The sequence below is a fragment of the Streptomyces polyrhachis genome, assembly GCF_042663125.1.
GTDB lineage: Bacteria > Actinomycetota > Actinomycetes > Streptomycetales > Streptomycetaceae > Streptomyces > Streptomyces polyrhachii.
The window spans coordinates 1-23,499 of the sequence record NZ_JBHSZO010000043.1 but is presented as its reverse complement, the minus strand read 5'-3'; the positions used below and the strand labels follow the sequence as shown (position 1 = coordinate 23,499).

Below are 23,499 nucleotides of genomic sequence, written 5' to 3'. Positions count from 1 at the left end.
GTGATTCTGCCTTACGGGAGGGGGGCCGACGTCCGTCAGGGCGTGTTCCGGGTCAGCCCTCGGTGCGGGCCGCGGGGACGGCCGGGGCCTCGGTCGGCGGGATGCGTTCCAGCTCGTGGGAGAGCTGCTCCAGTTCGCCGCCGCCGGCCATGTCGCGGATGAGGTCGTCCAGGGCGATCTCGGAGCGGGCGTGGCTGCCGGCCATGACGCCGCGCTTGAGCAGCACGAACCGGTCGCCGACGAGGTAGGCGTGGTGCGGGTTGTGGGTGATGAGGACGACGCCCAGGCCCGCGTCGCGGGCGGCGGCCACGTACTTCAGCACCACCCCGGACTGCTTGACGCCGAGGGCCGCCGTGGGCTCGTCCAGGACGAGGACCTTCGCGCCGAAGTACATCGCGCGGGCGATGGCGACGCACTGGCGTTCGCCGCCGGAGAGGGTGCCGATGGGCTGGTCCACGTCGCGCAGGTCGATGCCCATGCGCAGCAGTTCGCGGTGGGTGGTGGCGCGCATGAGGCCGACGTCCATGCGGCGCAGCGGGCCGGCGCCCTTCGTGGGCTCGGAGCCGAGGAAGAAGTTCCGCCAGACCGGCATCAGGGGGACGACCGCCAGGTCCTGGTAGACGGTGGCGATGCCGCGGGCCAGGGCGTCGCGGGGGGAGGCCAGGCGGGTGGGCTCGCCCTCGATGAGGAGGTCGCCGGCGTCGTGCCGGTGCAGCCCGGCGATGATCTTGATGAGGGTGGACTTGCCGGCTCCGTTGTCGCCCAGTACGCAGGTGACCTGGCCGGCGTCCACGCGCAGCGAGACGCCCTCCAGGGCGCGGATGCTGCCGTAGAACTTGCTGATGCCGCGCAGTTCGGCCAGCGGCGCGGGCTGTGCGGTGGCGGCGCCTGCCGCGGCAGGCGTGGGACGAGACGTCATTTGGCGGCCTCCGCACGCTTTCGGACCCAGGCGTTGAGCAGCGTGGCGAGCAGCAGCATCGCCCCGAGGAAGAACCAGAACCAGTCGGCGTCCCACTGGGCGTAGACGATGCCCTGCTTGGTCATCCCGAAGATCATCGCGCCGACGGCGGCGCCGACCGCCGAGCCGTAGCCGCCGGTGAGCAGGCAGCCGCCGATCACGGCCGCCGCGATGTAGTGCAGCTCCAGGCCGCGGCCCTCGCCGGACTGGATGACGCCGAAGGAGAAGAGCAGGTGCTGCCCGGAGATCCAGGCGCCGACGGCGACGCCGAGGTAGAGGCCGATCTTGGTGCGGTGGACGGGGACGCCGACCGCGCGGGCCGCGTCCTCGCCGCCGCCGACGGCGAGGATCCAGTTGCCGGCGCGGGTGCGCAGCAGGATCCAGGTGGCGAGGGCGACCAGGCCGATCCACCACAGGATCGTCACCTTCAGGTCCCAGGAGCCGATGCCGAGGGTGGAGGCGAAGACGCTGCGGGCGGAGGAGAAGCCCTGCATGTCGGTGATCGACTTGGTGGAGACGGTGTCATCGACGAGTTTGGTGACGCCGACGTTGGCGCCCTGCAGCATCAGGAAGGTGCCCAGCGTGACGATGAAGCTGGGCAGTCCGGTACGGACCAGCAGGTAGCCGTTGAAGAAGCCGATGGCCAGGGTGACCAGCAGCGAGACCAGCACGCCGGTCCAGACGTTGGCGGTCAGCTGGTACGAGACCATCGACGACACCAGCGCGGAGGCGGTGACGAGCACGCCGGCGGAGAGGTCGAACTCGCCGCCGATCATCAGCAGCGCGACGGGGACCGCCATGATGCCGATGGTGGACGCCGCGTACAGGACGGTGTCCATGCTGGAGAGGAAGCTGTCCGCGGTGGCGGAGAAGAACACCAGGACGGCTATCGCGCCGATCACCGAGCCCAGCTCGGGCCGGCTCAGCAGGCGGCCGGCGAGTGGGCGGTGGACGAGCCGCTCGTCCCCCGCCGCTTTGGTGAGTGTGGTGCTCATCGCCCGCCCGCCTCGCTCCGTGCTCTCGTCGCCCTCGCCACCCTGGTCATCCTGGTCGCCCCAGCCCGTGCGCCTCGCCGTGCCACAGTCGCTCTTCCCTTGCTCAGTGCTCTCCGGTGCCGTGCGAGCGCGCGGGAGGCGGGGTCCGTACGACCCCGCCTCCCGCACTCCGGCGCCGGGACGCTCCCCTGGCGGTGAGCACTCCGGCGCCGGGACGCGCCGACCGCACCAGTATGAATTACCGGGCGGTAGCGACTTTTCACCGGGTCTGTCCGGGTCTTCCTACCGGGTGGCGCGGTCCGTGAACTTCTTCAGCGCCTCGGCGTCGTCGCCGGTGACGATCGCCGGGCCGGTGAGCACCGGGCGTCCACCGCCGATCACGTTGAGGTTCTGCTTGTGGAGCCACAGTCCGTCGACGGCCAGGTAGCCCTGGAGGTAGGGCTGCTGGTCGACGGCGAAGGCGACCTCGTCGGAGGCCAGGCGCGCCACCACGTCGCTGTTGAGGTCGAAGGTGGCGATCTCGGCCTCGCTGCCGGCGCCCTCCTTGGCCTTGGCGGCGGCGGAGGCGATGTCGGCGTTGAGGGCGACGATGGCGTCGGTGTCCTTGGCGGCTGTGAGCTTCGCCTCGACGGCGGCCTCGACGCCGGGCCGGTTGGTGCCCTCGACCTGGACGTTCTCCACCTCGCCCTTGAAGGTCTTCTTCACGCCGGCGCAGCGCTCCTCAAGGGAGACGTTGCCCTGCTCGTGGATGAGGCAGATCGCCTTCTTGCGGCCGTCCTCGTTGAGCTGCTCGCCGACCGCCTCGCCGGCCACGGACTCCTCCTGGCCGAAGTGGGCGAGGGCGCCGAACTCCTTGGAGAACTGGCTGCCGGAGTTGATCGTCATCACCGGGATGCCCGCGGCGACGGCCTTCTCCACGGCGGCCTTCATGGCGTCGGGCTTGGCGAGGGTGACGATGATGCCGTCGACCTTCTGGTTGACGGCCTGCTCCACGAGCTGCGCCTGGCCGTCGGCCTTGTCGTCGTTGGTGTAGAGGAGCTTGACGTTGTCCTTGCCGGCCGCCACCTCGGCGCCGTTCTTGACGATGTCCCAGAAGGTGTCGCCCTGACCCGAGTGCGTGACCATCGCGATGGTCATCCGGGCGGTGTTCGCCTTGCCGCCGCCGGTCTCCTCGGCCTTGTCCTCCGACCCCTTGCCCCCGGAGGAGCTGCAGCCGGCCAGCGCGGCCCCCGCGAGAGCGGCCGTCGCGAGCAGTGCCGTGGTACGAGCCATCCGGCCGTACGCCATGATCTTTCCCCGCCTTCTTCGTTACGCGGCCGCTTGGTGCGGCTGATCGGAGTATGTAACCGGAAGCTCATGCCGCGTCAATGCCATGGTCATAACATTATGGGCCGGGCGGGGTGGGCGGCCGTCGCGCGGGGTGGGCGGACCCGGAGGGCCAGGGGTACGGGTCGCGGCGGAACTCCTCGCGGATCTCCCCAGGTCGACGATCGGCTCCATCGGCCCCAGCTCGGCCCCGACCGCCTCAGCGTCCGCGGCCCGGGGCGGCGAGCTGCGTCAGGACCGCCTCGGCCATCGCGGCCTCGCCGCGCTCGTTGGGGTGGAAGGGCGCGGCGGGGCTGGCGGGGGTCAGCGGCTCGACCCAGCGGTCCGCGGGGGGCTTGCAGACGTCGTGGCCGACGGTCGGGGTGTAGGTGTCGACGTACTGGGCGCGGTTGGCGGCGGCGACCTGGCCCAGCATGGCGTTGAGGCGCTTCTCGGTGTCGCGGACGTAGGCGAAGTCGCCGTCGGCGAACTGCACCGAGGGGCGGCAGCCCACGCCGTCGTCGGGCGCGATGACCGGGTAGCCGACGAGCAGGACGCGGGCGCGCGGGGCGCGTTCGTGGATCGCGTCGAGCACCGTGTCGACCCGGGCGGAGACCTGGTCGATGCGGGCGGCCAGCTCGTCGGTGCCGCTCGCGTGGTAGCGGCGCTCGCAGGGGTTGCCGGTGGGGTCGGTGAAGCTCAGCAGCGTGCAGGTGCCGATGATCTCGCCGAAGCCGATGTCGTTGCCGCTGATGCCGAGGGTGACCAGGGTGGTCCGCTTGGCGAGCGCGTCGAGCTGGGGCGGGTTGGCGCCCTGCGCCTGCCACATGTGGGCGGTCACCGCGCCGCCGCAGCTGGCGTCCTTGAAGTCGGCGACGTTCAGCCGCGCGGCCGTGACGGAGGGGTAGTTGCGGTCGGAGCGCCCGCAGGCCGGGTCGACCTGGGTGGGGATGCCGGGGCCGGAGGTGTAGGAGTCGCCGAGGGCGACGTAGTGCTCGGCGGGCGCGGCCTGGGCGGGCGCGGCGGTGGCGGCCAGGACCAGCCCGGCGGCTCCGGCGGCGGCGAGCGCGGTCACTGCGGCGCGCCGTCCTCTGCGCTCCGGCCCGCTGCCCCCGCCTGTGGTGATGCCTCTGTATTCGGACACGTGCGTCTCCAGTCCCCGCCCCGCGGCTCTCGTTGATTGCTGAGTACATTCAGGGCGCCGGGGCGCGGTGTCAATCCGTCTGCTCGACACAATCGTCCGCTCTGTCGAAAGCGGTGGCCGCGGGGGTACGCGGCACGCGGGCGGCGCTCAGTTCGATGCGTACGGAAGGGGGCGCCGGAGCATTGCCCCGGGGTTTCCCTCAGCCGGTGGACTGCGCGTACCGGGCGGTCAGTTCGTCCGTGCCGGCCTGGGTGAGGCTGCCGTGCAGGCGCAGGCGGGCGATGCCGCCGTCGGGGAGGATGTCCAGTCGGGCGCGGCGGGCGGTCGCCGGGGCGGCCAGGACGAAGCGGTGGCCGCTGTCGGGCTGGAGGCGGACGGGGGGCAGGAGCTGCGTCCAGGTCGCGTCCTCGCCGACCTCGTCCGTGACCGAGAGCGCCGCCCAGCCGGCCGCGTTGCCCTTCAGGCAGGTGGTGTCGATCTCCACCGCGCGGATGCGCGCCTGCGCGGTGAGGGTGTAGCGGATCCAGTCGTGGCCGTGGTCGCGGCGGCGGCGGGTCTCCCAGCACTCGTCCATGCCGCGCGCGGGGCCGGGGCGCAGGGTGTTGGCCGGCGGGGAGTAGAAGCGGTCGGAGGCGTCCTCGACCCGGCCGCCGTGCTCCAGGGCCACCAGGTCGAAGGTGCCCAGCGCGGCCAGCCAGTCCGGGTCCGGGACCACCTGCCCGTACGCCCGCAGCCGTGCGATGCCGCCGTCCGGGTACTGGCGCAGCCGCAGGTGGGTGAAGCGGCGGGGCCGGGAGACCGCGAAGCCGTGGGCCGCGTGGCCGCCGAGCTCGGTGCGCGCGACGAGGGTCGTCCAGCGGACGGAGGGGGCGAGCAGCTCCTGTGCGGACGGGGTGGCGGGGAGTGACGTGGCTTCCACCGAGGCGTACTTGCCGTAGTTGCCCCGGAAGTGCGCGGTGTCCACGACGAGTCCGCGGATGACGCCGGGCGCGCCGAGGCGGATCAGCGCCCAGTCGTGGTCGCCGTCGGCGGGATGGGGCCCGGTGGCGGAGGCGCCGCGGCGGCGGCGGGTCTCCCAGCCGTCCATGATCTTGCCCTTGGGGCCGAAGAGTTCGGGGTCGAAGTGGGCAGGGGCGGGGGTGAGGAGGCTCTCGCGGGGGGCGAAGAACTCGTCGTTGGCGGCGATGACGGCGGCGCCCAGGCGCCGGTCGGCGAGGTCCGGGTGGTGGGTGAAGGGGAGGTCGGCGGTGCGGTAGTCCGCGTAGGGGTCCCCGCCGGTGTACGGGGCGGCGTCGCCGGTGAAGCGGGGGATCTCCGTCATGCGTGCTGCCTTTCGGGGGCGCGGTCGTGGGGCGGACGCTTCTCAGCCGCGGCGCAGGAGCCGGCCGCGCGGTGCGCCGCAGGCGCCGCGGTCGGCGATGCGGACGCCGCGCAGCCAGGTCGAGGTGACGACTCCGTACAGGGTGCGGCCCGCGTAGGCGGTGACGGGGTTGCGGTGGTGGAGGCGTGCCGCGTCGACGGTGAAGGTCTCCTCGGGGGCCAGGACGGCGAAGTCGGCGTCGCGGCCGGGGGCGAGGGCGCCCTTGGCGGGGAGGCCGGCCAGTGCGGCGGGGGCGGTGGACATCCAGCGGGCCACCCGCTCCAGGGGCACGCCCCGGCGCCGGGCCTCGGTCCAGACCGCCGGGAGGCCGAGTTGGAGGGAGGAGATGCCGCCCCAGGCGGCGGCGAAGTCGGGGGTCTTGAGGTCGGCGGTGGACGGGGAGTGGTCGGAGACCACGCAGTCGAGGGTGCCGTCCAGGAGGGCGGCCCAGAGCGCGTCCTGGTTGGCGGCCTCGCGGATCGGTGGGCAGCACTTGAACTCGCTGGCCCCGTCGGGGACTTCCTCGGCGGTCAGGGTGAGGAAGTGCGGGCAGCTCTCGGCGGTGACCTGGACCCCGGCCGCCTTCGCCGCCGCCACGGGGGCGAGCGCCGCGGCGGAGGAGAGGTGCAGGACGTGCACGCGGGCGCCGTATCGCGCGGCCAGGGCGGTCAGCCGCTCGACGGCCCTGACCTCCGCCTCGTGGGGGCGCGAGGCGAGGAAGTCGGCGTAACGGGCGCCGGGGCGCTGGGGGGCGGCGTCGAGCACGGCCGGGTCCTCGGCGTGGACGACGAGCAGCGCGCCGAGCCGGGCGGCGGTGGCGACGGCCGCCGCCAGGTCCCGGCCGGTCAGGTGGGGGAACTCCTCGACGCCCGACGGGGAGAGGAAGCACTTGAAGCCCAGCACCCCGGCTTCGTGCAGGGGGGCGAGGTCGTCGAGGTTGCCGGGGATCGCGCCGCCCCAGAAGCCGGTGTCGGTGTGCACCCGGGGGCGGGCGGTGTCGCGTTTGACGTCCAGTGCGGCGGGGGTGGTGGTGGGGGGCAGGCTGTTGAGCGGCATGTCGACGATCGTCGTGATCCCGCCGGCCGCCGCGGCGCGGGTGGCGGTGGCGAAGCCCTCCCACTGGCTGCGACCGGGGTCGTTGACGTGGACGTGGGTGTCCACCAGGCCGGGGAGCAGCGCCTGTTCGCCCACGTCCTCGACGGGGACGCCGGGCGGGAGCACCGCGTCGTACGACAGCACGGCCTCGATGCGGCCGCCGGCGACCGTGACGACGGCGGGGCGCTCGCCCTCGGGGGTGAGGGCGCGGCGCGAGCGCAGGGCCAGGTCGAGGGGCGGCATCGCACGCCTTCCGGAGGGGGTCAGGGGTGGTCGTACCAGGCGAAGGCGGAGATGCGCCAGCCCTCCGGGGTGCGGACGAACTGGATCGTCTTGCCGCCGCCGCCCTCGAGCGGCTCGCCGTCCAGGATCCCGGACTTGCGGTACTCACCGAACCGGGAGGCGATGTCGCCGGCGATCTCGGTGCGCTCGGAGGTCTCCCACTCGGAGAAGCCGACCAGCCGGCCCTCGGCCAGCAGCCGCTCGCGGGGCCCGATGAACTCCTCCACCGTGTAGGCGGCGAACGTCGGACTCACGCACACGATGACACCCGTGGGCAGCATGAGCCGGCGGATCCGCGCCACGTCGGCGGCCTTGCCGTCCCGGTTGTCGAACGCGCCGAAGAAGTCAGCGGTCAGCCGGTCTATCTCGATCTTGGACATCGGGCGAACGTAGCACCCCCTCCCGGGCGGCGGAAGGCCGCGGCAGCCTCAGAGCAGGCCCTGGACAGGCCCTGGACGGGCCCTAGTCCCCGCCCCGCGGACCGGGGATCTCGCCGCCGAAGAGGTCGACAGCCTTGCGTAATTCGCCGACCGAGGGGGCCAGGGCGCTGACGGAGCCCACCGCGCCGGCCACCGCGAGCAGCGCGCGCCGCAGCCGCACGACCTCCGGCGCCCCGGACTGCGCCATCGCGGCCAGCTCCGCGAGGGCGTCCTCGGCGACCGAGCGGTCGCTCAACTGCGCCGGATGCCCGGCCAGCTCGCGGCTCAGGCGCGAGACGGCCGTCCGCAGCGCCTCCACCCGCAGAGTCTCGACACGCAGGGCCTCGGCGGCCCGCGCCAGTCCCTCTTCCACGACGTAGGCACCCTCCCCTGGTGCGCCCTTCCTCGGTGCGCCCTTCCTCGACATCGCGCCCATAGCATGCTTGCCCATCGACGTCCCCCTTGCGCCAGCCGACAACACTCCAGCCGTTGGCCGCCCGTGTTGGTCGGACACGGCGAACCGCGGATCAGTTAACGCCACTTGTGCACGACTCGCCACAGACCTCGGGATATTCAGATGAATCCGCCAATCGGAACGATCACACCGGCCAGGCGTGTCGCGGGGCTGCTGCTCGCCGCCGGCGGTGGGCGGCGCCTCGGGGGCCGGGCGAAGGCGCTGCTCAGCGCGGGCGGGCGGCCGCTGGTCGAGCGGGCGGCGGAGGCGCTGCGGGCCGCCGGCTGCGATCCCGTGCACGTGGTGCTGGGGGCGGACCTCGAAGAGGTGTACGCCCGTACGCGCCTTGACGGCTGCCGGGTGGTCGCCCACCGGGACTGGGCGCAGGGGATGGGCTCGTCCCTGCGCGCGGGGCTCGACTCGCTGGCCGGTACGGACGCCGCGGCGGTCGTCGTCCTGCTCGTCGACCAGCCGGGGATCGGGGCGCGGGCGGTGGCCCGGCTGGTCACGCACTGCGGGCGCGACGGCACGGAGCTGGCCGCGGCCGCCTACGGCGGGGAGCGCGGCCATCCGGTGCTGCTGGGGCGGCGCCACTGGGCCGGCGTCGCCGACTCCGCGCGCGGGGATCGGGGGGCGCGCGCGTATCTGCGGGAGCACACGGGTGAACTGACGCTGGTGGAGTGCGGCGACGTGGCGGACCCGGCCGATATCGACACCCCGGCCGACCTGCGTCTGCTGGACCGCGACTACGGCGGTTAGCCCCTGGCACACCGTTGGCGCACGCTCGCCGCGCGTTATCCACAGGGCGTTGCTGTCGCCTGGGCGGAAAACTACTGTCCTTCGCATCGGGCGCACCGTGCCCGCAGCCAAGGGAGTGACAGCCATGTCCGCAGCATCTCCGACCCCGCCGCCGGGGCCGGGCGCCGTCGTCGCGGCGCCGCCCGTCGACCGCCAGGAGGAGGTGCTGACCGAGGAGGCGCTGGCCTTCCTCGCCGAGCTGCACCGCCGCTTCACCCCGTGCCGCGACGAGCTGCTGGTGCGCCGGGCCGAGCGCCGGGCCGACATCGCCCGTACCGGCACGCTGGACTTCCTGCCGGAGACGGCCGCCGTCCGCGCGGACGACAGCTGGCGGGTCGCCCCGGCGCCGGAGGCGCTGCAGGACCGCCGGGTGGAGATCACCGGGCCCACCGACCGCAGGATGACGGTCAACGCCCTCAACTCCGGTGCCCGGGTCTGGCTCGCGGACTTCGAGGACGCCTCCGCGCCGACCTGGCACAACGTCGTCGGCGGGCAGCTCAATCTCATCGATGCCTTCGAGCGCCGCATCGACTTCACCGACCCCCGCTCCGGCAAGGGTTACGCGCTGAAGCCGGCCGGGGAGCTGGCGACGGTCGTGGTGCGCCCGCGCGGCTGGCATCTGGACGAGCGGCACCTCACGGTGGACGGGCGGCCGGTCCCGGGCGCGCTGGTGGACTTCGGGCTGTACTTCTTCCACAACGCGCGCCGGCTGCTGGAGCTGGGCCGGGGTCCGTACTTCTACCTGCCCAAGACGGAGTCGCACCGCGAGGCTCGGCTGTGGAACGACGTCTTCGTCTTCGCCCAGGAGCGCCTGGGCATCGAGCGGGGCACCATCCGTGCGACGGTGCTGATCGAGACGATCACCGCCGCGTACGAGATGGAGGAGATCCTCTACGAACTGCGCGAGCACGCCTCCGGGTTGAACGCGGGGCGGTGGGACTACCTGTTCTCGATCGTGAAGAACTTCCGGGACGGCGGGGAGCGGTTCGTGCTGCCCGACCGCAACGCGGTGACGATGACGGCGCCGTTCATGCGCGCGTACACCGAGCTGCTGGTGCGCACCTGCCACAAGCGCGGCGCCCACGCGATCGGCGGGATGGCGGCCTTCATCCCCTCGCGCCGCGATGCCGAGGTCAACAAGACCGCCTTCGAGAAGGTGCGCGCCGACAAGGACCGGGAGGCGGCCGACGGCTTCGACGGCTCCTGGGTCGCGCATCCGGACCTGGTGCCCATCGCGCTGGAGTCCTTCGACGCGGTGCTGGGTGAGCGCCCCCACCAGAAGGACCGGCTGCGTGAGGATGTCTCGGTCACGGCGGCCGAGCTGATCGCCGTCGACTCCCTCGACGCGAGCCCGACGTACGAGGGGCTGCGCAACGCCGTCGCGGTCGGTATCCGCTACATCGAGGCGTGGCTGCGGGGGCTGGGCGCGGTGGCGATCTTCAATCTGATGGAGGACGCGGCGACGGCGGAGATCTCCCGCTCGCAGATCTGGCAGTGGATCAATGCGGGGGTGGTGCTGGACAGCGGCGAGACGGTGACGGCGGAGCTGGTGCGCCGACTGGCCGCCGAGGAGTTGGACGCGGCGCGCGCCGAGTCGGGTGTGGAGGCGTTCGCGGCGGGGCGCTGGCAGGACGCGCACGATCTGCTGCTGCGGGTGGCGCTGGACAAGGAGTACGTGGACTTCCTGACGCTGCCGGCCTATGAGGAGCTGCGGGACTGAGGCGGCCGGGATACGGGAGCTGGCGGGTGGGGCGGGGGTCGCCGTCAGGCACTGCGGATCAGGTCCGCCGCGTCGACCGCGTGGTGGAAGGGCAGGCCGCGGGCGTAGCGGGTGATCTCCTCGGCGGCCAGGTCGGCCATCCGCAGCAGTTCGTTGCCGAGGGAGCCGGCGATGTGCGGGGTGAGGAGGACGTTGGGCAGGTCGTAGAGCGGGGAGTCGGCCGGGGGGACGTCCGGTTCCGTGACGTCCAGGACGGCGCTGATGCGGCCGCTCAGCAGCTCGGCGGTGAGTGCCTCGGTGTCGACCAGCGAGCCGCGCGCGGTGTTGACCAGCGTGGCGCCGTCCGGCAGCAGGGCGAGGCGGCGGGCGTCGAACAGGTGGCGGGTCTCGGGGAGTTGGGGGGCGTGGATCGTCACCACGTCGCTGCGGCGGGCGAGTTCGTCCAGCTCCGCCCACTCGGCGCCCAGCTCCTTCGCCCCGGCCTCGTCCAGATAGGGGTCGTGGACCAGGAGGCGCAGGTCGTACGGGCGCAGCAGTTCCAGCACCCGGCGTCCGATGTGCGAGGCGGCGACGACGCCGACGGTGCGGCGGTAGTTGCCGCCGCCGGCGTGGAAGGGCAGCAGCGGGAAGGCCGCGCGGTGGGCGGTGTAGGCGCGGGCGCTGTCCAGGACGCGTTTGCCGGAGAAGAGGATCGCGGCGACGGTGTACTCCGCGACGGGCAGGGCGTTCGCGGCAGCGGCGCTGGAGACGGCGATGCCGCGCGCCCAGACGGCGTCGGTGACGTGGTGCTTGACGGAGCCGGCCGCGTGCACGACCGCCCGCAGCCGGGGCATCGTCGCCAGGGCCGCCGGGGTGAGGGGCGGGGCGCCCCAGTGGGTGAGGAGGACCTCCGCGGCGGCCAGTTCGCCGGCCGCGTGGGGCGCCAGGGAGCCGAAGTCCTCGACGAGGAGGTCCGGGTCGAGGTCGGCGGCCTCGGCGAGGCGGTCCAGGGCGCCCTCGGCGCGCAGCGCGTCGCGGGTCTGCGCCGCCATGGCCAGGACGGCGCGGGGGCGCCGGGGGGTGGTGTGCTCCGGTGCGGGGGTCCCGTTCACGGCGCTGCCCTTCGACGGTGGGTCCTCCCGGCCCGGCGCGCCCGCCCGGGAGGGGTCGGCGGCAGATCGTACCGCGCTTTCGCCCGCAGGCAGCAAGCGCTTGCCGGATGGAGGTGCGATCGAGCCGCCGCCTGCTGACCGCACGTTGTCGCCGTACACCGGCTGGACGAGGGCGCACGGGGAGGCCGCCGCCGGCCGGCTGCTCGACGCGCTGGCGCCGTACGCCTCGCCGGGCTTCGCGCAGTACCGGCCGCCCGGCCGGGCGAGCGCCTCGGGCGCGGAGTCGGACGGGCTGGCGAGCACGCTGGCCGGCCTGTACGGCTGGGACGAGGCGGCGGCGGTGGTCCGCTGGACCGGCGCCAACGCCTTCGGCCGCCACTGCGCCACGCCGTACATCGTGCGCACCGCCCATCCCGGCGGCACGACGGTGCATGCGGTGCTGGTCGGACTGGGCCGTGCAGCAAGGGAGTTGCCCGAGGGATAGCGGTACGCGAGGAGGGCGCGGAGGTGGTCGTACGCTTCCCGGACGGCACGGAGCAGCGGGTCTGAGGAGTGCCTACTCCCCCGCGATCTCCGCCAGCCGCCTCGCCTCGCTGCGGGTCGAGGCGGCGATCTCGTCCTCGTCCACCGTCGTCAGGCGGCCGTCCGCCACGAGCTGCCGGCCGCCGACGAAGGAGGCGGTGACCGGGGCCGGGGCGCCCAGGACCAGGGCGGCCACCGGGTCGGCGATCGAGGCGTGGGCGAGGGTGTCGAGCCGCCAGAGCACCAGGTCGGCCAGTTTGCCGGGCTCCAGTGAGCCGATCTCCGCCGCGCGGCCCAGGACCTGGGCGCCGCCGTACGTGCCCAGGCGCAGCGCCTGGCGGGCGGTGAGCGCAGCCTCGCGGTGCGGGCCGAGGCGGTTGACGAGCACGGCGCCCCGCAACTCGGTGTGCAGCTCGCCGGCTTCGTTGGAGGCGGTGCCGTCCACGCCCAGGCCGACGGGGATCCCGGCGGCCAGCATGTCGGGGACGCGGGCGATCCCGGCGGCGAGGCGGGCGTTGGAGGAGGGGCAGTGGGCGACGCCCGTGCCGGTGCGGGCGAAGGCGGCGAGGTCGGCGTCGTTCATGTGGACGCAGTGCGCCATCCAGACGTCGGCGCCGAGCCAGCCGGTGGACTCGAAGTAGTCGGTGGGGCCCATGCCGAACAGCTCCCGGCACCACGTCTCCTCCTCGACCGTCTCCGAGCCGTGGGTGTGCATGCGCACACCCTTGCGACGGGCCAACTCGGCGCTCTGGGTGAGGAGTTCGGTGGAGACGGAGAACGGCGAGCAGGGCGCGACGGCGATCTGCGTCATCGCGCCGAAGGAGGCGTCGTGGTGGCGGTCGACGGTCTCCTCGGTGGCGGCGAGGGCCCCCTCCAGGCTCTCCACCGCGAAGTCGGGCGGCAGCCCGCCGTCGGACTCGCCCCGGTCCATGGAGCCGCGCGCGAGCGTGAAGCGCACGCCGGTCTCCCGGGCCGCCTGGATGATCGCGCCGGAGAGGTCGCCGGCGCCGCGGGGGTGGATGTAGTGGTGGTCCATCGCGGTGGTGCAGCCGCCGCGCGCCATCATCGCCAGCGAACCCAGCGCGCCCGCCCGGCACATGGCCTCGTCGATGCGCGCCCAGGTGGGGTAGAGGGCGGTCAGCCAGTCGAAGAGGTTGTGGTCGGTGGCCAGGCCCCGGGTGAGGAACTGGTAGAAGTGGTGGTGGGTGTTGACCAGCCCCGGGGTGGCGAGGTGCCCCTCGGCGTCGATACGGCGCACCACGCCCGCCAGCCCCTCGGGGGCCGCGCCCGCGCCGAGGGACTCGATCCGGTCGCCGGCCAGGACGAGATGGCCGCGGGCGTACTCGGTGCCGTGCGCGTCGACGGTCGCGATGGCGCAGTTCTCGATGACGGTGCGGCCGGGTGCGTCGCTCATGTGCTGCTTCCTCGCCCTTCGTTGGGTCCGCGGGAGGGGGTGGCGGGAGGGGTCGCGCCGACGGGGGCGCGCGGTCAGAGGTTGGCCAGGTCGGCCGGGATCAGCGCCGCGGCGCCCGCGCGCAGCACGGTGGCCTCGATGAGTCCGTACGGGCGGTCGGCGGCGAAGTAGACCGCGCCCTCGGCGGCCTCGTTGCTCAGGTCGAAGGGGGTGAGGTCGAGGCGGAAGTGGTGCTTGTTGGGGAGGGAGAGGCGGATCTCGTCGATCCCGTCGCCGAGTTCGAGGACGTGCGCGCCCATCCGGTAGAGCGTCTGCTGCAGGGACAGGGAGTAGGTCCCGGCGAAGGCGTCCAGCAGGTGCGTGCGTGCGGCCATGTAGGAGTCGTCCCAACCGGGCCCGGGTGCGGCGCCGTTGGTCTCGCGGTGGCGCCACCAGGCGGTGACGGCGGTGGCGAGGATGCGGTCGCGGTCCTCGGGCAGCGTGGTGTAGGCGTCCTTGACGTAGCCGGTGAACTCCGAGTCGGTGGTGTTCATGACGGTCATCCCCGTCAGACCGCTGAGCACCTCGACGTCCCCGCCCTCGCAGGTGACCTGGGCGAGGCGGGTCTCCCGGCCGGCGCGTACGAAGGAGTGGCCCGTGTCGCCGGTGCGCTCCCAGGCGTACTCCTCGATCCGGATACGGGCGCGGTGCAGGGAGTCCTGGGTGGTGGTGAAGTGGCGGGCCAGCTCGATGCCGAAGCGCTCGGGCGACTCGATGCCGTGGCGCCGGGCGAAGGCGAAGACCGTGTTCTTGGCGGTGTCGGTGGGCAGCACGCCGGCGTTGGAGCCGTCGTAGTGCACGGCGTCCATGTCGCCGGCGAGGGCGACGGAGACGTTGAGGTCGCGGACGTGGTGGGTGGCGCCGTCGCGGGTGGTCTTCAGGACGCGGATCTCGGCCTTGCCGTACTGGTTGGGGCCCAGCAGGAAGGGGCGGGGCGAGGCGGTCACGACGGCTGTCAGCTCCCTCGGTAGACGGAGTATCCGAACGGGTTGAGCAGCAGGGGTACGTGGTAGTGCTCGCCCGGTTCGACGGCGAAGGCGACGGTCACCTCCGGGAAGAACGCGCGCTCCCCGGCGGGAAGTCGATCACTCTGGAGATACGGTCCCGTGTCGAAGACGAGGCGGACGTGTGTCGTCCCGGCCGGCGGCTGCGGGAGCCCGGCGCACCGGCCGTCCGCGTCGGTACGGGCGGAGCCGACGGTCTCCCAGCGGCCGTCCGCAGCGGCGGAGAGGGTGACGGGGACACCGGCGGCGGGGCGGCCGGCGCTGGTGTCGAGGATGTGGGTGGAGACGCCGCTGTGTCCGGCCGGGGGCTGCGGTCGTGCGTTCATCCGCTCGCGTCTCCCTCTGCGGGCTCTGCGGGCTCTGCGGGATCTGCGGGATCCGCCGACTCAGCCAGCCGCCCCAGCCTGATGCGGTTGATCCTGCCCAGCTCCGTGCGCACGATCGCGCGTTCGACCTCCGGCGTGTTGCCGAGGCGCTCCTCGATCGCGGCGAGCAGCTGCGCGGCGCTCAGCCCGGTGGCGCAGACGAGGAAGACGTGGCCGAAGCGCTCCTGGTAGCGCAGGTTCAGCTCCAGCATCCGCGCCCGCAGCGCCTCGGGCGCCCCCGCCATCCCGGCCTGCTCGCGGGCGGAGGCGCTCTCACCGGGCGCGGGGCGGCCGATCTGCGGGTGGCCGGCCATCGCCGCGTCGAGGCCGGACTCGCTGAGGGCGGCGGTGGCGGCGTCGCCCGCGGCGAGGAGCGCCCCGGTGTCGCGGTACGGCAGCCCGGCCGCGACCGCCGCGCTCCAGTCGGCGGCGGCGCAGACCCCGCGCAGCAGCCCGGCGGCCGCGGCGGGGTCGAGGCGGTTGAGCCGGGCGAGCCCCGGCGGAGCACTGGACGTCACGGGGGAACGCTAGGTTCGGGTACGGATCACGTCAACGGTCCGCCCCGGCGGCGCGGCGGACCGTACCGGGCGGGGTCGGGTGGGCGGATGCGGTGCGAGTGGCCTGATGTCGTCCAATTCCCGCCCCCAGCACGGACCTTGTGTAGCGGTACGGCTACGCTCGGCGTGATAATTGGCGCCCGACTCCACCAGTTCCCCGGGAGCTGATCCATGGCCGAGAGCGTGCCGGTGCACTGCCCCGTCTGCCGCCGCGAGCACTCCTTCACCCCGCCGACGTTCCCCTGCGCCTGCGGCGCGCCGCTGACGCTGCCGCTGGTGCGCGGGGGGATGCCGGTGGAGCTGCGCCACCGCACCTGGCGCGGCTCCTGGGTGACGGTCCCCTGCCCTTCCTGCGCCCGGTCCGACGAGTGGCCGCAGCCGGAGCTGGCCTGCGTGTGCGGCACGGTGCTGCGGATGCCGGTGGCTCCGCAGCAGGGGCCGCAGGACGCGTCCGCCGACGAGGGCCCCACCGCGCCGGTCGCGCCCGCGCCGCCGACCCCGCCCGTACACCGCGCGCCTTTCCGCCCCGTGACGATACGGACCGCGCGCGACGCGGTGACGGCGGCGGCGCAGTACCTGAAGTGGCTGGGCTACGGCGATATCAAGCAGGCCGACGACCGCCCGGCCTCGGGTGTGGACATCCGCGGCAACGGCGTGCTGGCGCACGTGGACCCGACGACCTCCCCGACGCCGCTGCGGGAGATCGAGTGCCTCTGGCTCAACGGCCTCAACCAGTCGGCCATCGCGGTCTTCTTCTCCCTCGCCGGCTACGCCCGCGACGCCCGCGTCCGCGCGGACGAGCTGTCCATCCCCCTGTACGTGATGGACCTGACGGGCACCCCGCAGCCGGTGAACGACCCGGCGGACGAGCTGATCCGCAGGGGCTCCCCCGCGAGCTGACCCCGCGTGCCGGCCGGCCCGAACGCCTCGCACCCCCCGGCGGACTGCCGGAGGGTGCGGAACGCGGCGGACGGCGCGGGCACGCAGCCCGCGGGATGTCAGTACGCGCTGAAGACGTTGTCGATCGAGCCGTAGCGGTCGGCGGCGTAGTTGCACGCGGCGACGATGTTGGAGACCGGGTGGGTGATGACCTTCGGGGTGCCGGCCACGTGGTAGGCGTTGAAGGTCGGCGGGATCACCTGGAGCAGGCCCTGCGAGGGGATGCCGTTGCGGGCGTTGATGTCCCAGTTGTTGATGGCGTTCGGGTTGCCGGAGGACTCACGCATGATGTTGCGGTAGATGCCCCAGTACGAGCCGGGGATGCCGTGCCGCTTCATCACGGCGAGCGCCTCGTCGATCCAGCCGTCCAGCTGCGCGGTGACGCCGGCCGGGACGTAGTTCGGGGTGCCGGCCTGCGGGGTGGCGGCCTGCGGGGCCGCCTGCGGGGTCGCGGCCTGCGCGCTCGTCGCGAGCGGCACGCACAGGGCGGCGGTCGCGCCGGCGAGGGCGGCTGCGGTGGCGATGCGCTTGCGGATGGAGGTGCCGGGCATGGGTGTTCCTGTCCTCGGGGGCATGGGGGTCGCCCTCCGCCTGTCCCTGAGCGAAAGCACCCCCGGTTGCCCGGAGGTGCGGAAGCGACTTGAGAATGTTTAACCCACGAAAATCCGAAATGCACGCTCCTTCCTACTACGGTGCTTAGTCAGCGATACGGCGCTTCGCCCCCGCCTGACACGCAATGGGGTATTCATCCAACGATGGCGCTTCGTATGTGAGGAAGCCGATATGGCCTGGGTCACAGGCGCCAAAGGTCCCGAACTCCACCCAAACTCAGATATAGATCAAAACGGACATTTCATACCTGTTCGCGATGGATCGGCCCGACCGCCCCCGTCAGCGGCGCGCCCGTGCCGCCGTGGCGGGCGGCCACCAGTTCCGCCGCGATCGACACCGCCACCTCCTGCGGGGTGCGCGCGCCCAGGTCCAGGCCGATCGGAGAGCGCAGCCGGGCCAGCTCCGCGTCCGTGACGCCCCGCTCGCGCAGGCGGCGCCCGCGGTCCTCGTGGGTACGGCGCGAGCCCAGCGCGCCCACGTAGGCGACCGGCAGCCGCAGCGCCAGCTCCAGCAGCGGTACGTCGAACTTCGCGTCGTGCGTGAGCACGCACAGCACCGTGCGCGCGTCCACGGCCGTGCCGGCGAGGTACTCGTGCGGCCAGGCCACCACCACCTCGTCCGCCTCGGGGAAGCGCTGCGGGGTGGCGAAGACGGGACGTGCGTCGCAGACGGTCACCCGGTAGCCGAGGAAGCGGCCCATCCGCACCAGCGCGTCCGCGAAGTCCACCGCCCCGAAGACGATCATGCGGGGCGGCGGTCCGCTGACCTCCACCAGCACCCGCACCGGCTGCCCGCAGCGGCCGCCGTCCGCGCCCAGCTCCACCAGCGCCGTGCGCCCCGCCGCCAGCAGCGCCCGCGCCTCCCCCGCGACCGCCCGCTCCAGCCCGGGTTCGCCGCCCAGGCTCCCCTCGTACGAGCCGTCGGGGCGTACGAGCAGCGCCGCCTCCAGCAGCTCCGCCGGGCCCGCCACGACCCGTACCAGCGCCGCCGCCCGCTCCTGGGCGGCGGCGCGCAGGGCGGTGGCGGCCAGCGGGCGCACCGGGTCCTGGGCCCGCACGGGCGTGACGAGGACGTCGAGCACGCCGCCGCAGCTCAGGCCGACGGCGAAGGCGTCCTCGTCGGAGTAGCCGAAGCTCGCGCGGGCGCCGGCGCCGCTCGCCAGCGCCGTGCGGCACAGCTCGTAGACCTCGGCCTCCACGCAGCCGCCCGAGACGCTGCCCAGTGCGGTGCCGTCGGCATCCACGGCCAGCGCGGCGCCGGGGCCGCGGGGCGCGGAGCCGTCGACGGCGGTCACGGTGGCCACCGCGAAGTCGCGGCCCTGGGCGATCCAGCCGGCCAGTCCGGCGGCGAGGTCCAGCACGGTGTCAGTCCTTCCCCTGCTGCGAGACCGGCTCAGCTCCCGCGCCCGTCCCCGTCAGCGCCTCCGGCCGCACCGGCACCCGGGTCAGCGCCAGCCCCGTCGCCTGCCGGATCGCGGCGACCACGGCCGGGGTGGAGGAGAGCGTCGGCGCCTCGCCCATGCCGCGCAGCCCGTACGGGGCGTGCGGATCGGCCAGCTCCAGGACGTCCACGGGGATGGGCGGGGTGTCGAGGATGGTGGGGATGAGGTAGTCGGTGAAGGAGGGGTTGCGCACCCGGGCGGTGGCCGGGTCGACCACGATCTCCTCCATCACCGCGATGCCGAGCCCCTGGGTCGTACCGCCCTGGATCTGGCCGACGACGGCGAGCGGGTTGAGCGCCCTGCCGACGTCCTGGGCGCAGGCCAGCTCGACGACCTTCACCAGGCCGAGGGCGGTGTCGACCTCGACCACCGCGCGGTGCGCCGCGAAGGAGTACTGCACGTGCCCCTGCCCCTGCCCGTCGCGCCGGCCGAAGGGCTCGGTGGGCCGGTGGCGGAACTCCAGCTCGACCTCGACGGGCCCCGTCAGCTCCAGCAGCCCGGCGAGGTCCGCCAGCACCTCGCCGCCGTCGGTGACCACCTTGCCGTCCTCCAGCAGCAGCTCCGCACTCTCCCAGGCCGGGTGGTACGTGCCGCGCTCGCGGCGTCCGGCGGCCAGCACCTCCTCGCGTACGGCCGCGCAGGCGTCGCGGACCGCGCCGCCCGTCATATAGGTCTGCCGGGAGGCGGAGGTGGAGCCCGCCGAGCCGACGCGGGTGTCGGCGGGCTGCAGGACGACCCGGCGCACGCCCAGCTCGCTGCGGGCGATCTGCGCCTGCACGGTGACGCCGCCCTGGCCGACCTCGGCCATCGCGGTGTGCACGGTGGCCACCGCCTCGCCGCCCACGGCCTCCAGGCGCACCCGGGCGGTGGAGTAGTCGTCGAAGCCCTCGGAGAAGCCGACGTTCTTGATGCCGACCGCGTAGCCGACCCCGCGCACCACGTCCTCGCCGTGCGTGGTGTTGGACAGCCCGCCCGGCAGCTCCCGTACGTCCGCCGCGCCGTCCGCGCCCTCCCAGGGGCGCTCGGGCGGCAGGGGCAGCGCCTTGACGCGGCGCAGCAGCTCCGCGACCGGCGCGGGCGAGTCGACCACCTGGCCGGTGGGCATGACGGCGCCCTGGGACATGGCGTTGCGCCGGCGGAACTCCACCGGGTCCATGCCGACCGCCGCCGCCAGTTTGTCCATCTGCGACTCGTAGGCGAAGCAGGCCTGGACGGCGCCGAAGCCGCGCATGGCGCCGCAGGGCGGGTTGTTGGTGTAGAGGCCGAGGGCCTCGATGTCGACGTGCTCGATGACGTACGGGCCGGCGGCGAGCGAGGCGGCGTTGCCGACGACGGCCGGGGTGGAGGAGGCGTAGGCGCCGCCGTCCAGGACGATCCGGCACCTCATGTGGGTGAGGCGGCCGTCGGCGGTGGCGCCGTGCTCGTAGTGCAGGCGGGCCGGGTGGCGGTGGACGTGGCCGAAGAAGGACTCGAAGCGGTCGTAGACCATCTTCACCGGGCGGCCGGTGCGCAGGGCGAGCAGGCAGGCGTGGATCTGCATCGACAGGTCCTCGCGGCCGCCGAAGGCGCCGCCGACGCCGGAGAGCGTCATCCGCACCTTCCCGGGGGGCAGGCCGAGCACGGGGGCGATCTGCCAGAGGTCGGAGTGCAGCCACTGGGTGGCCACGTACAGGTCGACGCCGCCGTCCTCGGCGGGGATCGCGAGGCCGGACTCAGGGCCCAGGAACGCCTGGTCCTGCATGGCGAACTCGTAGTCCCCGGTGACGATATGGGCCGCCTCGCGGGCCGCCCGCGCCACGTCGCCGCGCACGACGGGCTGGCGGTGGACGATGTTGGGGTGCGGGACGTGGGCGGCGTGGTGGTCGGTGCGGCCCGGGTGCAGGACGGGCGCGCCCGGGGCGGTGGCGGTGGACTCGTCGGTGACGAGGGGGAGTTCGCGGTACTCGACGCGGATCTTCGCCGCCGCGCGCCGGGCGGTCTCCGGATGGTCGGCGGCGACCAGGGCGACGGGCTCGCCGTGGTGGCGGACGACGCCGTGGGCGAGGGCGGGGGTGTCCTTGAACTCCAGTCCGTAGTGGGTCACTTCGGCCGGCAGGTCCTCGTACGTGAGGACGGCGTGGACGCCGGGCTGGGCGAGGGCGCGGGAGATGTCGATCGAGACGAGCTCGGCGTGGGCGTGCGGGCTGCGCAGGGTGTGGCCCCAGAGCATGTCCTCGTGCCAGAGGTCGGAGGAGTACGCGAACTCGCCGGTGACCTTCAGCGTGCCGTCGGGGCGGTCGGCGGACTCGCCGATGCCGCCGGAGGCGCGGCGCGTGTCGTCTCCTGCCGTACGGGTCGGGGTGCTCGTCGTCCCGGTGCCTTCGCTCATCCCCGTGCCTCCCGCTGGCGGGCCGCCGCGAGCCGGACCGCGTTCATGATCGTCTCGTAGCCGGTGCAGCGGCAGAGGTTGCCGGAGAGCGCCTCGCGGATGTCGGCGTCCGTCGGCGCGGGGTCGCGCTCCAGGAGTTCGTCGGCGGCGACCAGCAGCCCCGGCGTGCAGAATCCGCACTGGACGGCGCCGGCGTCGAGGAACGCCTGCTGGACGGGGGCGAGTTGGCGCTCCCCGGCCGGCCGCTCCCCGCACGGGCCGCAGCCCCGCCCCCCGCAGGCCGCGCCCGGGTGCTCCGCCGCGCGGTGGCCGGCGTAGGCCGGCAGTCCCTCGACGGTCAGCACCTCGCGGCCCTCCACCTGCCCCGCCGCGACCAGGCAGGCGCAGACCGGCACCCCGTCGAGGCGGACCGTGCACGAACCGCACTCGCCCTGCTCGCAGGCGTTCTTCGCGCCGGGGAAGCCGAGGCGCTCGCGCAGGACGTAGAGCAGGCTCTCGCCCTCCCAGACGTCGTCGGCCCGCTGCTCGCGGCCGTTGACCGTGAATGTCACGCGCATCACGCGGCTCCTTCACCGGGTTGGACGGATCCACCGAGGTACGACTCCCAGGTCCAGCCGAGAGTGCGCCGGGCCAGCACGCCGATCGCGTGGCGGCGGTAGGCCGCGCTGCCGCGTACGTCGTCGATCGGGTTGCAGGCGGCGGCGCACAGCCCGCCGAACTCCCGTACGGCGGACGGCGGTAGCGCCCCGCCGCCGTCCCACGATCCCTCCTCCGCCAGCACGGCCGCGAGGAACTCCTCCGCCGCCTTGGCCCGTACGGGAGTGGGCGCGGCGGAGCCGATGCCGGTGCGGACCGTGCGGGTGGCGGGGTGCAGGGCGATCGAGAAGGCGCAGACCGCGATGACCATGGCGTTGCGCGTGCCGACCTTGGCGAACTGCTGCGGGCCGTCCGCCCCGCGCACGTGCACGGCCCGGATCAGCTCGTCCGGCGCGAGGGCGTTGCGCTTCACGCCGGTGTAGAAGTCGTCGATCGGGATCCGGCGCACCCCGCGCACCGACTCCGCCTCCACCTCCGCGCCGGCCGCCAGCAGCGCCGGGTGCGCGTCGCCGGCTGGGGAGGCGGTGCCGAGGTTGCCGCCGACGCAGCCCCGGTTGCGGATCTGCGGGGAGGCGACGGTGTGCGCGGCGAGGGCGAGCGCGGGGAGGGGGCCGCGCAGCTCCTCCATGACACGGGTGTACGGGACGGAGGCGCCGAGCCGGATGGCGCCCCCGTCCTCCTCCCACTCGTACAGCTCACCGATGCGGGTGAGGTCCAGCAGGTGCGTGGGGCGGCGGTGGTCGAAGTTGATCTCGACCATCACATCGGTGCCGCCCGCGAGGGGCACCGCCTCCGGGTGCTCGGCCTTCGCGGCGAGCGCCTCCCGCCAGGTGGCGGGGCGCAGGAACTCCATCGTGTTCCTCTCGACGTGTCGACTTCTCGTTCTGTCAGCTTGTCGCTCCGGCATATCGACCTGGCGCCCGAGCACGTCTTGGGTGCGCCCAGTAGACCGGCCCGGGGCGGGCGGGGACAGTCACCGATGCCCCGAAGCGATTGGCTGGTCACGGGTGCCGCCTTGTAGATTCGAACGAAAGGCGGAGTGCTTCCGTCCCGCACGACCCCGGACGACCACCGCAACAGGAACGGCAGGCAAGATCATGAGGCTGCGCGCGCTGCTGGAGACGGACTCCCTCGGTCTGCGCCTGCTGGGCGGGGCGGCGGAGCTGGACCGCCCGGTGCGCGGCGTGATGACGACCGACCTGCGCGACCCCGGCCGCTATCTGAGCGGCGGCGAGCTGGTGCTCACCGGTCTGGCCTGGCGGCACGGCCCGCAGGACTCCGAGCCGTTCGTCCGCATCCTCGCCGCCGCCGGGGTCGCCGCCCTGGCCGCCGGGGAGGCGGAGTTGGCGGGCATCCCGGACGACCTGGTGGCGGCCTGCGCCCAGCACCGGCTGCCGCTCTTCGCGGTGGACGAGCGGGTCGCCTTCGCCGCGATCACCGAGCACGTCGTACGGCAGGTCAGCGGCGAGCGCGCCGGGGACCTGGCCGCCGTGGTCGACCGGCACCGGCGGCTGATGTCCGCGGGGCCGGCGGGCGGCGGCCCGGAGGCGGTGCTCGACCTGCTCGGCTCCGATCTGGACCTGCGGGCCTGGGTCCTCTCCCCCACCGGACGCCAGGTCGCGGGCGGCGAGGGGGAGTTGCCCGCCCGGGTACGGGCCCGGCTGGCCGGCGAGCACCTCGGTGCCGTCCGGGAGGGGCGGGCCGGGAGCGGCCGCCCGTACCGCACGACGGTCGGCGGGGCGGTGTTCTCGCTCTTCCCCGTCCGCGACGACAACGCCGCCGCCCGTACCGCCGGGCACCTCGCGGACTGGGTGCTGGCGGTGGAGGCGGACGCCGCCGAGTGGCCGGAGGAGCGCCTCGACCTGCTGCGGGGGGTGACGCAGCTGATCGCCGTGGAGCGCGAACGCCGGGAGGCGGGGCGCGGGGTGCGGCGCCGGCTGGCGCAGGAGGTGCTGGAGCTGGTGCAGGCGGGCGCGCCGCCGGCCGACGCCGCCGCCCGGCTGCGGGACGCGGCGCCCGT

General features: G+C 74.0%; 23 protein-coding genes. 5 read left to right on the top strand and 18 right to left on the bottom strand.

Annotated features, from left to right (window positions below; all coding sequences use genetic code 11):
• Nucleotides 1-52: 52 nt before the first annotated feature.
• The 8 genes from ACFQLX_RS22225 to ACFQLX_RS22190 all read right to left on the bottom strand — a co-directional run bounded on the left by ACFQLX_RS22225 (nt 53) and on the right by ACFQLX_RS22190 (nt 7,931).
• Nucleotides 53-919: an ATP-binding cassette domain-containing protein gene (locus ACFQLX_RS22225; protein ID WP_386417820.1), complete on the bottom strand. Its 867-nt coding sequence runs from the start codon at nt 917-919 to the stop codon at nt 53-55.
• Complete coding sequence (locus ACFQLX_RS22220) at nt 916-1,953, bottom strand: ABC transporter permease (RefSeq protein WP_386417819.1); 1,038 nt, start codon at nt 1,951-1,953, stop codon at nt 916-918. Before ACFQLX_RS22220 ends, ACFQLX_RS22225 begins: the two co-directional genes overlap by 4 nt.
• Before the next feature lie 282 nt (nt 1,954-2,235).
• Complete coding sequence (locus ACFQLX_RS22215; RefSeq protein WP_386417817.1) at nt 2,236-3,225, bottom strand: substrate-binding domain-containing protein; 990 nt, start codon at nt 3,223-3,225, stop codon at nt 2,236-2,238.
• Nucleotides 3,226-3,478: 253 nt separating this feature from the next.
• Nucleotides 3,479-4,402 (bottom strand): SGNH/GDSL hydrolase family protein, encoded by a 924-nt coding sequence (locus ACFQLX_RS22210; protein WP_386417816.1) that lies wholly within the window; start codon nt 4,400-4,402, stop codon nt 3,479-3,481.
• Between the two features lie 199 nt (nt 4,403-4,601).
• Nucleotides 4,602-5,723: an allantoicase gene (alc, locus tag ACFQLX_RS22205; protein ID WP_386417815.1), complete on the bottom strand. Its 1,122-nt coding sequence runs from the start codon at nt 5,721-5,723 to the stop codon at nt 4,602-4,604.
• A gap of 42 nt (nt 5,724-5,765) precedes the next feature.
• Nucleotides 5,766-7,100, bottom strand: a complete 1,335-nt coding sequence (allB, locus tag ACFQLX_RS22200; protein WP_386417814.1) for an allantoinase AllB — start codon at nt 7,098-7,100, stop codon at nt 5,766-5,768.
• A 20-nt stretch (nt 7,101-7,120) separates the two neighbouring features.
• The gene (locus ACFQLX_RS22195) at nt 7,121-7,519 is read right to left on the bottom strand and encodes a nuclear transport factor 2 family protein (protein ID WP_386417812.1); all 399 of its coding nucleotides are present in this window, start codon (nt 7,517-7,519) and stop codon (nt 7,121-7,123) included.
• Nucleotides 7,520-7,601: 82 nt separating this feature from the next.
• Entirely contained in the window at nt 7,602-7,931 is a 330-nt protein-coding gene (locus ACFQLX_RS22190; RefSeq protein ID WP_386417810.1) for a DUF5955 family protein, read from the bottom strand.
• Between the two features lie 204 nt (nt 7,932-8,135).
• Here ACFQLX_RS22190 and ACFQLX_RS22185 point away from each other — a divergent pair, with 204 nt between their 5' ends.
• Both ACFQLX_RS22185 and aceB read left to right on the top strand, forming a co-directional pair.
• Nucleotides 8,136-8,771 carry a nucleotidyltransferase family protein gene (locus ACFQLX_RS22185; protein ID WP_386417809.1) on the top strand — a complete coding sequence of 212 codons (636 nt, stop codon included), beginning with the start codon at nt 8,136-8,138 and terminating at the stop codon, nt 8,769-8,771.
• A 124-nt stretch (nt 8,772-8,895) separates the two neighbouring features.
• Nucleotides 8,896-10,530, top strand: a complete 1,635-nt coding sequence (gene aceB / locus ACFQLX_RS22180) for a malate synthase A (RefSeq protein WP_386417807.1) — start codon at nt 8,896-8,898, stop codon at nt 10,528-10,530.
• Between the two features lie 44 nt (nt 10,531-10,574).
• On the opposite strand, the gene ACFQLX_RS22175 is transcribed toward aceB, so the two are convergent.
• Nucleotides 10,575-11,561: a hydroxyacid dehydrogenase gene (locus tag ACFQLX_RS22175; protein WP_386417854.1), complete on the bottom strand. Its 987-nt coding sequence runs from the start codon at nt 11,559-11,561 to the stop codon at nt 10,575-10,577.
• A 160-nt stretch (nt 11,562-11,721) separates the two neighbouring features.
• Between ACFQLX_RS22175 and ACFQLX_RS22170 the strand changes: the two genes are divergently transcribed.
• Nucleotides 11,722-12,105 (top strand): hypothetical protein, encoded by a 384-nt coding sequence (locus ACFQLX_RS22170; RefSeq protein WP_386417806.1) that lies wholly within the window; start codon nt 11,722-11,724, stop codon nt 12,103-12,105.
• A 72-nt stretch (nt 12,106-12,177) separates the two neighbouring features.
• Here ACFQLX_RS22170 and ACFQLX_RS22165 read toward each other — a convergent pair whose 3' ends face one another.
• The 4 genes from ACFQLX_RS22165 to uraD form a co-directional block, all read right to left on the bottom strand.
• Nucleotides 12,178-13,557, bottom strand: coding sequence for an 8-oxoguanine deaminase (locus ACFQLX_RS22165; protein ID WP_386417804.1), 1,380 nt, complete (start codon nt 13,555-13,557; stop codon nt 12,178-12,180).
• 74 nt (nt 13,558-13,631) lie between these two features.
• Nucleotides 13,632-14,543 (bottom strand): factor-independent urate hydroxylase, encoded by a 912-nt coding sequence (gene pucL / locus ACFQLX_RS22160; protein ID WP_386417802.1) that lies wholly within the window; start codon nt 14,541-14,543, stop codon nt 13,632-13,634.
• An 8-nt stretch (nt 14,544-14,551) separates the two neighbouring features.
• Nucleotides 14,552-14,926 (bottom strand): hydroxyisourate hydrolase, encoded by a 375-nt coding sequence (uraH, locus tag ACFQLX_RS22155; RefSeq protein ID WP_386417801.1) that lies wholly within the window; start codon nt 14,924-14,926, stop codon nt 14,552-14,554.
• On the bottom strand, nt 14,923-15,483 hold the full coding sequence (uraD, locus tag ACFQLX_RS22150; RefSeq protein ID WP_386417800.1) for a 2-oxo-4-hydroxy-4-carboxy-5-ureidoimidazoline decarboxylase: 561 nt from the start codon (nt 15,481-15,483) through the stop codon (nt 14,923-14,925). The genes uraH and uraD overlap by 4 nt, the downstream gene beginning before the upstream one ends.
• A gap of 210 nt (nt 15,484-15,693) precedes the next feature.
• Between uraD and ACFQLX_RS22145 the strand changes: the two genes are divergently transcribed.
• A complete protein-coding gene (locus tag ACFQLX_RS22145; protein ID WP_386417798.1) occupies nt 15,694-16,422 on the top strand; it encodes a hypothetical protein in 729 nt (242 codons plus the stop codon).
• A 98-nt stretch (nt 16,423-16,520) separates the two neighbouring features.
• On the opposite strand, the gene ACFQLX_RS22140 is transcribed toward ACFQLX_RS22145, so the two are convergent.
• The 5 genes from ACFQLX_RS22140 to ACFQLX_RS22120 all read right to left on the bottom strand — a co-directional run bounded on the left by ACFQLX_RS22140 (nt 16,521) and on the right by ACFQLX_RS22120 (nt 22,332).
• Nucleotides 16,521-17,012 (bottom strand): transglycosylase SLT domain-containing protein, encoded by a 492-nt coding sequence (locus tag ACFQLX_RS22140; protein ID WP_386417797.1) that lies wholly within the window; start codon nt 17,010-17,012, stop codon nt 16,521-16,523.
• 302 nt (nt 17,013-17,314) lie between these two features.
• Complete coding sequence (locus ACFQLX_RS22135; protein ID WP_386417795.1) at nt 17,315-18,433, bottom strand: XdhC family protein; 1,119 nt, start codon at nt 18,431-18,433, stop codon at nt 17,315-17,317.
• A gap of 4 nt (nt 18,434-18,437) precedes the next feature.
• On the bottom strand, nt 18,438-20,882 hold the full coding sequence (locus ACFQLX_RS22130) for a xanthine dehydrogenase family protein molybdopterin-binding subunit (RefSeq protein ID WP_386417793.1): 2,445 nt from the start codon (nt 20,880-20,882) through the stop codon (nt 18,438-18,440).
• Complete coding sequence (locus tag ACFQLX_RS22125) at nt 20,879-21,439, bottom strand: (2Fe-2S)-binding protein (protein ID WP_386417792.1); 561 nt, start codon at nt 21,437-21,439, stop codon at nt 20,879-20,881. Before ACFQLX_RS22125 ends, ACFQLX_RS22130 begins: the two co-directional genes overlap by 4 nt.
• Nucleotides 21,439-22,332 (bottom strand): FAD binding domain-containing protein, encoded by an 894-nt coding sequence (locus ACFQLX_RS22120; protein ID WP_386417790.1) that lies wholly within the window; start codon nt 22,330-22,332, stop codon nt 21,439-21,441. The genes ACFQLX_RS22125 and ACFQLX_RS22120 overlap by 1 nt, the downstream gene beginning before the upstream one ends.
• A gap of 244 nt (nt 22,333-22,576) precedes the next feature.
• Here ACFQLX_RS22120 and ACFQLX_RS22115 point away from each other — a divergent pair.
• Nucleotides 22,577-23,499, top strand: a 923-nt coding sequence (locus ACFQLX_RS22115) for a PucR family transcriptional regulator ligand-binding domain-containing protein (RefSeq protein ID WP_386417788.1), incomplete at its 3' end; no start/stop codon positions are given.